At 33.2% G+C, this 8,788-nt stretch carries 9 protein-coding genes and 1 pseudogene; all 10 read right to left on the bottom strand.

Features of this window, described 5'->3' with window-relative positions:
* Nucleotides 1-31: 31 nt before the first annotated feature.
* Nucleotides 32-1,204, bottom strand: a complete 1,173-nt coding sequence (locus tag LE180_RS05080; RefSeq protein WP_374134375.1) for an autotransporter outer membrane beta-barrel domain-containing protein — start codon at nt 1,202-1,204, stop codon at nt 32-34.
* Nucleotides 1,205-1,281: 77 nt separating this feature from the next.
* Nucleotides 1,282-1,440 (bottom strand): hypothetical protein, encoded by a 159-nt coding sequence (locus LE180_RS05075; RefSeq protein WP_374134374.1) that lies wholly within the window; start codon nt 1,438-1,440, stop codon nt 1,282-1,284.
* A 69-nt stretch (nt 1,441-1,509) separates the two neighbouring features.
* Nucleotides 1,510-3,285: a BatD family protein gene (locus LE180_RS05070; RefSeq protein ID WP_374134373.1), complete on the bottom strand. Its 1,776-nt coding sequence runs from the start codon at nt 3,283-3,285 to the stop codon at nt 1,510-1,512.
* Nucleotide 3,286: 1 nt separating this feature from the next.
* Complete coding sequence (locus tag LE180_RS05065; protein ID WP_374134372.1) at nt 3,287-4,270, bottom strand: tetratricopeptide repeat protein; 984 nt, start codon at nt 4,268-4,270, stop codon at nt 3,287-3,289.
* 212 nt (nt 4,271-4,482) lie between these two features.
* Nucleotides 4,483-5,475 (bottom strand): VWA domain-containing protein, encoded by a 993-nt coding sequence (locus tag LE180_RS05060; protein WP_374134371.1) that lies wholly within the window; start codon nt 5,473-5,475, stop codon nt 4,483-4,485.
* Nucleotides 5,476-5,491: 16 nt separating this feature from the next.
* On the bottom strand, nt 5,492-6,493 hold the full coding sequence (locus LE180_RS05055) for a VWA domain-containing protein (protein ID WP_374134370.1): 1,002 nt from the start codon (nt 6,491-6,493) through the stop codon (nt 5,492-5,494).
* A complete protein-coding gene (locus LE180_RS05050; protein WP_374134369.1) occupies nt 6,490-7,380 on the bottom strand; it encodes a hypothetical protein in 891 nt (296 codons plus the stop codon). Before LE180_RS05050 ends, LE180_RS05055 begins: the two co-directional genes overlap by 4 nt.
* Nucleotides 7,377-8,258 (bottom strand): DUF58 domain-containing protein, encoded by an 882-nt coding sequence (locus LE180_RS05045; RefSeq protein ID WP_374134368.1) that lies wholly within the window; start codon nt 8,256-8,258, stop codon nt 7,377-7,379. Before LE180_RS05045 ends, LE180_RS05050 begins: the two co-directional genes overlap by 4 nt.
* A 166-nt stretch (nt 8,259-8,424) precedes the next feature.
* A pseudogene (locus tag LE180_RS05040) lies at nt 8,425-8,639 on the bottom strand (citramalate synthase); the annotation flags it as partial.
* A complete protein-coding gene (locus tag LE180_RS05035) occupies nt 8,617-8,778 on the bottom strand; it encodes a hypothetical protein (RefSeq protein WP_374134376.1) in 162 nt (53 codons plus the stop codon). The pseudogene LE180_RS05040 and the gene LE180_RS05035, both read right to left, overlap by 23 nt.
* Nucleotides 8,779-8,788: the final 10 nt, after the last annotated feature.

Below are 8,788 nucleotides of genomic sequence, written 5' to 3'. Positions count from 1 at the left end.
ATCTTTGCTTCAACATCTACTTTAGAGTACGTCAAAATCTGTAGCTTGCTCCTAAGTTAGCTTTCATATTTTGATACCCTTTTGCAATAAGAATGTCTATGTTTGCAAAAACTGAAACATTTTTCGTTATGTTATAATTTCCGCCAACTCCTGCTCCCAAAACATCCCTATCTTCTTCTGTACCAATATCTGCAACTTCTTTTTCTGTTATTGTCTTATAAGCGCTACCGCAAGCATAATCGCCAGAATAAGTATAAGCGCTAACTATTTTTGGAAGATTATTGCTTAATAAACGCCTATATTCAGCATTTACATTCCAGCCAAACTTATTGATCTTTTGCTCTATAACTAATCCTGTCTTTGCAAAAGATCTATTATAGTTTCCTGCTCCTGTATTTACACGTAATTCTTCATCTGAGCTTTCTTCTTTTATGGAATCATAATAGCTTCTTCTTGCGTCTAACCCAAAATATGGTTTTAGCTTAAACTTATTGCTCAATTTTACTTTTAACGCACCTTCCAAGTTACAACCTATGCCATAACCGGCAAAATCTTTTGCTTTGACTAGTTTCTTATTAACACTGTCTAGCTGAGAAACCGATATTTCTAATTCTCTTTTGTTGTTGTTATACGCATCGTAACTTCCGCCGATTATCGCTTTTACTTGCCACTTTTCTTCTTCGTAAGAACCATACACACCTGCGCCTGTGTCTGTTATCTTCCCTTCATCTGTAGATCCTTGAGATATGTTATGTCCATTAACTTTAGTATATACGCCTAACATCAACTTCTCCGGTAGGTCCTCTTGAGCAATATATTTATCATAACCTATAAATCCGCCATTTTGGGTATCGGTATAATCACCCAAAGAATTATCATCTTTAGAGTATTTCGTACGTGCAACGCTCACCTGCGCCCATACTCCGGATTTCCATCCCTTAGTCCTGTTATTTATCCTTGCAAATATTTCTTTGCTATCGTTTTCGCTTCCACCACTTCTTATCACGTTTGCCAAATACCCACTGGTTTTTATTTTTACAACACGTTTAATAAATTGAGCCAACACTGCTTCTTTTGTTCCGCCAGTGGCAAGATTAGGATCTTTATAAATCAATTTTAGATCTTTTATATCATCAGCGCTTAGTCTTAGTTTAGGATATGCTTTCTTGAGTTCATCAACCTTATCTTGGCCTTTCTTGATCAACCTTATCTTGGCCTTTCTTGTCATCTTTGCCTTTCTTAGTCTTTAGTTGGGTTTCCTAATGGTGACTTATCCAGTGGTCATGTTGGTGATGATGATGTCGGCTGTAGTGGTGGTGGCGTATCCCCTAATGGAATATCCGCATTCAGTGCCGTCGCCTCTTTCGCCCAAGCTGTATTTGTACCTACAGCGGATACCAAAAAACTAAAGCACAATAAAACTCTAAGAAAAAAAACCAAATCTTAACTTTTGAATCTTGTTTGGCAAACTTTGCAACAATTTACTTTTTAACATTTTTACTCTATTGCTCATTTTAAAATTAAACTAACAGTTTTAACATCATCTAATAACGCGCTTATCAATTCTTTATCTAATTGCACTGAAGCAAACTTGTATAGGTTAAGCTTTATTAAAATTTCTTTCATTTTGTCAATATTTTCACCGTTTACGCCGCTTTTTTGTAAATTGTCAAATATTTGACTTTGTTGTAAATTATCCGACGCAACACCTGTCTTAATATTTACAATTTCAATCAACGCTTGATAGATTAAGTTTAACGCTTGTTTAAGATTATTGTTTAAGATTTTCGATTCAGCCTTTTTTATCAGTTTTTGAAAATTTATAAAACCAGATTTTTTTAATTTTTTAGAAGGATTTATGCCGGAGTTACTTGAATATAATCTATAACATACGCTAAAAATTAATAAAACTATAAAGGGGATAAATATTGAATAAAATACAGGGTTTTTTAAAAGATGCCCATTATACAGTTCTAGACTTTCTATCGACTTGTTATAATTAATATCTTTACGCCTCATGTTAATTTTTGTATTATTTTCAACACCTTTATCAGAATATACTGCATCGCCCGTTGCTTGAATTTTTATACTATGTGTTTTTATGACTTCGTATCGTTTTTTTAACGGACTAAAAAAAGAAAGAGTCGCCGACGGAATCTTTTTTTCACCCGAAATCAAAGGAATAAATATCGTTTTAAATTCTTTCGCATTGTCCAACGTATTTGAAACTATAGTTTCATACTTGCGCAAACCGTCGTAAAGGTCAAAGTTTATATTACTTACACTTTTCATATTTCCGTTACCACTTACTGTTACGGTCAAAGTTACAGGCTCATTTGTCTTGACGTTTATTTTATCAACAGAGGCTTTAATTTTAAAGTCGCCTATAGCGCCAGAAAAATTGAACGGTTTATCATCTTTTGGCAAAGGAAGAATTTTTACATCAATTGCTTTCGTCTCTAAAATTTTGATCTGCCTTCGCCCCATATTTGCAAAAAGACCAAAAAATTCATCTATTTCGTCGGACACCGAAAAATCCATAAAAGCAATTTTCAATTTTGCGGGCAAAATAGTTTTTACGCCAGTCCCCACCGGATATAAAATTGTCTCCATTTCGTCAACGCGATAATTTAAACCATCTATAACCTCAAAATGGCTTTTAGGTTTGGACCCATCATTCCAAAAACCAGAAAAACTAGGAGAATAATACTCGGGGTTTGATATTAGATCTACATTCGTATAAAAACTAAATTTGTAAATAAGTTTTTCATTTTCATAGGCTGTTGTTTTATTTATAGTAGCTTTAACAAAAGCTTTACCAGCAGAATTTGAAGACTGATACTTCTTTGAATTCTGTTGATTATTACTCACCGGAAAATTTTGAACGCTCTGAGAATGAACGCTTTTGGCAGGTGTAACTTCAATTTCAATACTTTCAGTTAAATATGTTTTACATCCAAAAATTACTTTGGCAGGCGGGATTGTAAATTTTCCTATTTTTCTTGACACCAAAGTATATTCATACGTTACGCTCATACTTGTTTTGCCGTTAATTATAGACATACTTTTCGAAATCGATGTCCCAAATCTGTTAAATTCCGGAATACTGCCTATTTGATGTTCAGGAAAATTTTGATCATCCCCACTTACCGTAATTGAATACACAAACGATTCATTTAGTGGAACAGTTTTTTTGTCTATAGATGCCCTGAAAGAAATAATATCAGCATATAAATAAACTGTCGCAAACAATAATATAACTGAATAAACTATCTTTTTTAACATTTTACCAATCCTCTTGAGGCTGATCTATCAAAGGCTTCTTATTTTTATTTCTTGCTTTATCGGCGTTTTTATCGGACTCATTATAATAATTTAACAACATTGCTGCAGGCGTACCTTTCTTATTTTCTTTTTGTATCTGATTTTGTGTTCCAGAAAATTCGCCCGGCTTATCATCTTTGAGTTTTTCAGGCACTTTTTGAGGTTTATTTTCGTTTAGTTTCAACTCTTGTAATTTTTTTATTTTCTCGCTTAGTTCCTGTTTTTTCTTATCAAGCTCTTGTTTTTCTTTATCTAAATCTTTTTGTGTTTTGTTCTGATTTTGACCTTTATTTTTACCACTGTCATTATTATTCTGGTTACTATTTTCTTCATGACGCTTTTTTTCATTTTCCTTTTGAGCTTTATCATTTTGATCCATCTGTTTTTTTAAATCCTGCGCCTCTTTATTTTGCTGCTGGTTATTATTTCGCTTTTTGTTTTGTTCTTTCTGTTGCTTATCTTGTTTATTTTGCTGATTATCTTTTTCGTTTAACTTCAGCAATACAGATTCGAGATTATATTTTGCATCTTTGTCACTTGGATTCAATTTTAACGCCTTCTTATACAAATCACCAGCTTTTTGAAAATTTTCTTTTCTGTACTCGACATTGCCTAAATCGTAAAAAGCCGTGAATTTCTCTTCCGCATTGGCATTCGTAGAATTTAATACCAAGTTGTATTTCGCCTGCGCTTCATCTAATCTATTTAGCTTGTATTCCGCTCCTGCAGCATTGTTTAACAAATCATAATTAGTCGATTGCTTTGCTATTTCTTTATTTAATCTTTCAGCAGTCTGCTCAAAGTTACCCTCGTTAAAATATTTTACAGCTTTATTATTTTCTTTTATATTTCTTTGAGAAAAAACAAAAAGAAAAATCAACAAAACTAATAACAACAATAAAACAATCATTGCAACAAATAATTTCTTTTTTAAAATATCTTTCATTGATAAAATATCTCACTCCAAATTAACGATACTCCGTCAAATTTCGACTGCCGTTTTCTCAATACACCGCGTCGAGCTACACCCCACCGCCCCTTTCAGAAAAAGGGGAATAAAAACACTGTAGTAAATTCTCCTTTTTACAAAAGATGTGGCAATGACGAGATAAGATGAGAGGTTACAAAGCCTTTGTTATTAATTCGACTTTACATTTTTCATTTTTTACGACTCACTGGGAACAAAAGGGCGACAAACAATGCAATCAATCCAAATAATAAAAATATCTGGAATCTATCTGTTTTAGTGTCATTTTCGCTGACTTCATCATTAGTCTTATCTAAATCCCGAACTGCCTTTATAAGTATAGGCGAAATATCTTTATCGGAAGCATCAAAATACTTTCCGCCGGTTTCATCAGCAATACTTTTTAGCAAAATCGAATTTGCTTTACTTACGACTATCTGACCATTCCTATCTTTTACATAATCTCTTATGGTCCCTGTTTCATCTCTTAAAGGAATAGGAGAACCCTCATGTGTGCCAATACCAACTGAAATAATTTTTAATTCCGCTTTCCTCGCAATATTTAAGGCTTCTTTTATTCTTGAATCATGATCTTCACCATCGCTAATTAAAAGCATCGCTCTCTCTGACGCGGTCTTACCGCTAACAGCTTTAGAAGCAAGTATAATTGCGTCGCTTATTTGAGTGCCTCCAAAAGGAAGACTGCCTGCTTCAACACTTTGTAAAAATATTTTCAATGCCTGCAAATCATAGGTCATAGGGCACTGCCACATAGCAGTTCCTGAAAAAATAATAACGCCCATTTTTTCACCGGGGCTTTCTTCAACAACTCTTAACACCATAAGTTTTGCCTGCTCTAGTCTATTTGGCTTAGAATCTTGGGCAAGCATGCTTTTTGAAACGTCTAAAGCTACGACTATCTCAGACGATTCTTTTATAACTGTTCTTTTTTGTTCGCCATATTGAGGACGGGCAAGAGCGAGAATAACAAAAAAAAGTCCTACAAGCAATAAAATATATTTCACTTTGTACGCTTTCAAATTAACAACAGCAAGTATCGGCATATTCATACTTGATACGAACGTATTCAACGCTGCTTTTCTTTTTTTGAACGCGACGAAAAAGAAAAATATCAAGATAGGCATTAAAAAAAGAAGCAATAAATAAACTTTATCTGCAAACATAATTTCCTTTTAATTATCACGGCAACTTTCTTAGATAAGTATTATCTAAAACAATTATGAGCAACAATAAAATAAACGCGGGAATCAAAAAATATTTATACAGCTCGTTATACTTAATGAACTGCGTTACTTTGATTTCATATTTTTCCAATTTATCTATCTGTTTCATTATATTCTCAAAAGATTTCGTATCTTGAGCCCTAAAATATTCGCCTTCGGTATTGCGAGATATTTCTTTTAAAACATCTTCATTGATTGCATCCTGGGTAGTTCTAAACTCTCTCGTTCCAAAAAATGGATCGGGTATTTCGTAAATTGCTCCCTCAAGACTGCCAACACCAATCGTATAAATTTTTATGCCGTACTCTTGAGCTATTTTTGAAGCCGTTATAGGATCAATTTCACCCATATTGTTATTGCCGTCTGTAACAAGTATTAAAACTTTACTTTTGGCTTGACTGTCTTTCAAACGGTTTACTGAAGTCATAATTGCAGACCCTATCGCGGTACCATCAAGACCTGTATCCCCAATATTTATATTCTTAACAAATTCAACAAGAGAATCTTTATCTGTCGTAAGCGGACACTGCGTAAAAGCAAGTCCCGAAAAAATTACTAATCCAATCTTGTCATATTTTCTCACCTTTATAAACTCTTGCGTAACTTTTTTTGCAACCTCCATCCTGTTCAAAGGCTTAAAATCAATCGATCTCATACTTGTCGAAGTGTCAAGCGCCATTATAATATCAATACCTTGATCGTTTGATTGTTCAAATACTTTTCCTCTCTGAGGTCTTGCAACAGCAATGATAATCAATATCAACGCAAGATATTTTAAAATTTTCAAGAGATTTAGAAGATTTTCTTTAAATCTCGCACCGTTATTTTCAAGAAGATTTATCCGCGAAAAACTTATATAGGGTTTAAATGCTTTTTTATTAATAATGTTTCTGTATGCATATACAAACGCTAAAAGCAAAAGAAATATTAAAAGATATAGCGGATTTGCAAATTTCATAACAACTCCAAAAGCTTTTTCGTGAAATTATAATTATTTTCTCTTTTTGTTTCATCAGGTGTAAAATCCGCATATCTTGCCAAATTAAAAACTTTTAAGTAGTCTTTAAATTCATTGATATTAATTTCTTTAGGCATAATCGGTTTAATTTTGTCAAAAAATTCAGACGTCGTCATTTCTATAGCCTCAAAATTACATTTTTTAGATACATAAGATCTCAAAATTCTCGACATCGTATAATAAAAATTTCTCGCGCTTATATCGCTTCTAGTTTTGTACAAATCTTCCAAAGCGTTTAAAGCCTTAGTTTTAGGATCTATTTCAACTTGTTTTGATTTTTTTATATATTCAACAAAGCTCTTTACTGTAAATGCAGCATAAACAATAAACAATAACAACACAAAAAGAATTAAGGCAACGTGCAAAGATTTTATCTTAAATTTTTTTAAAGCTTTTATATCTTTTATACCTTGCACTTGAGCATTGTCTGCAACACTTATAATTTCAACATGTTCTTCCGGAGTTAAAAATAGATTGCTCGTACCATCTGGATTTATATAGAAAACCGTTAAAGGATTTATGGTAAATGATCCTGTTTTATACGCGGCAATATTGAAATCTAATTCATAAGTATTTTCTATGCTTGGCAAGTGTTTAACATCTGAACTTATGATATCAAAATCGTTAAAATGAAAATTCTGCTTTGCGGTTATTTGAGCATTTGGCGGCAGTTGGACTTTTACAGTAAAATTTATAACATCGCCAACATAAGCTCTGTTTTTGTTTAATGAAACTTCTATCGTCTCCTGAGCGTTTAAAAACGCACAAAAACAGAAAACAAATAAGCTATTTAAAATAATATGCTTGGCAAAAACACAATATTTCATCGCAAACCCGCTCGATGTTCTCTCTCTTTAAAAAATCTTATGAGAGGCTTTACATAAGATTCATTTGTATTTAAATTTATAATACCTACTTTGGCGTTTTTAAATATTCTGTCAGTTTTTTCATTAAGAGCTTTGCTCTTTTGTTTAAACAATTCTGCAACAGAAGAGCTGTCAACTATCATTGTCTCTTTTGTCTCGGGATCTTGCATTTCAATTAAACCCACTTTCGGCAAATCTTTTTCTCTGTTATCCTCTATTTTTATACATACCAAATCGTGTTTCTTTGCAGTTATTATTAAATCTTTTTCATAATTTTCATCTTGAAAATCTGAAATAAGAAAAACAACGGCTTTTCTTCGCCATATTTCATTTATTGCTTTTAATGCCGTTGATATCGATGTTTTTATGCCTGACGAATTTGAATCAAGAATCTCATTTATAATTCTTAAAATGGTGTTCTTCCCTTTTTTAGGCGTAATAATTTTTTCCACTTTATCGGTAAAAGAAAGCATCCCAGCTCTATCATTATTTTTTAAAGATGAAAATGCCAAAAGAGCAGTCGCTTCTGCTGCAACTTCAGATTTTAATTTATCAGCGCTGCCAAAGTTTTGTGATGATGAAACGTCTATGAGAAATATTACCGTGAGTTCTCTTTCTTGTGAGAAAAGTTTTATATAAGGTTTGCCGTATCTGGCGGTAGCATTGCGATCAATACTTCTAAAATCATCACCAACTTGATATTCTCTGACTTCCACAAATTCTATCCCTTGCCCTTTAAAAACGCTTTGATACTGTCCTGCAAAAATTTCATTTACAAGTTTATTTGATTTTATTTCAAGCTGATGTATCTGTTTTTTTAATATATCCTTATCTAGCATTGAATTATCCTAGAATCTGTATTTTGCCGATTGTCCACCAATTAATGCAGTCGATGGTAAACTTCGTTTGTCTCGCGAAAAAGAACGAATCCATGTTGTAGTTAATTCCCCTTTCTCTGAAAGAGGTGGCAATGCCAAGAAGCATTGACGGAGGTATTGTTCCTTATGCTGTAAGTTTTGCGCGTTTGAGAGGAGATTTTTTCATTTGTTCAAAAAACAAATCATCCTTAGGACCGGATCCAGACCACCCCCCTCAACGTACGAAACGCCAAAAGAGTCTAAAACTTTTGCTATTTTTATTTTGTCTTCCGTTGTAAAAGATATTCCGACTCCTTGAGAGCCATCTCTTAACGTAGTATCAAATATTAGTATTTGTTTCATAACCGTTTACTGTTCCCTGCGCTAATATACAACCTTCTTCAATTGCAGCAATAGAGTTTGCAACAGCGCAGTCAGAGTCGTTGTGGGCATGTATGCCAAACTTAACATTCGGAAAAGCACTTCTTGTTTCTTTGACAATACTCTGTATG

Source organism: Candidatus Endomicrobiellum pyrsonymphae (assembly GCF_020328025.1).
GTDB classification, from domain to species: domain Bacteria; phylum Elusimicrobiota; class Endomicrobiia; order Endomicrobiales; family Endomicrobiaceae; genus Endomicrobiellum; species Endomicrobiellum pyrsonymphae.
Note: the sequence above shows the minus strand (reverse complement) of the source record. Positions and strands in the feature narration are given on the sequence as shown.

Coding starts and splice junctions, on each gene's coding strand:
- LE180_RS05070 (WP_374134373.1), bottom strand. CDS start 3,285: ATGTTAAAAAAGATAGTTTATTCAGTTATATTATTGTTTGCGACAGTT.
- LE180_RS05065 (WP_374134372.1), bottom strand. CDS start 4,270: ATGAAAGATATTTTAAAAAAGAAATTATTTGTTGCAATGATTGTTTTA.
- LE180_RS05060 (WP_374134371.1), bottom strand. CDS start 5,475: ATGTTTGCAGATAAAGTTTATTTATTGCTTCTTTTTTTAATGCCTATC.
- LE180_RS05055 (WP_374134370.1), bottom strand. CDS start 6,493: ATGAAATTTGCAAATCCGCTATATCTTTTAATATTTCTTTTGCTTTTA.
- LE180_RS05050 (WP_374134369.1), bottom strand. CDS start 7,380: ATGAAATATTGTGTTTTTGCCAAGCATATTATTTTAAATAGCTTATTT.
- LE180_RS05045 (WP_374134368.1), bottom strand. CDS start 8,258: ATGCTAGATAAGGATATATTAAAAAAACAGATACATCAGCTTGAAATA.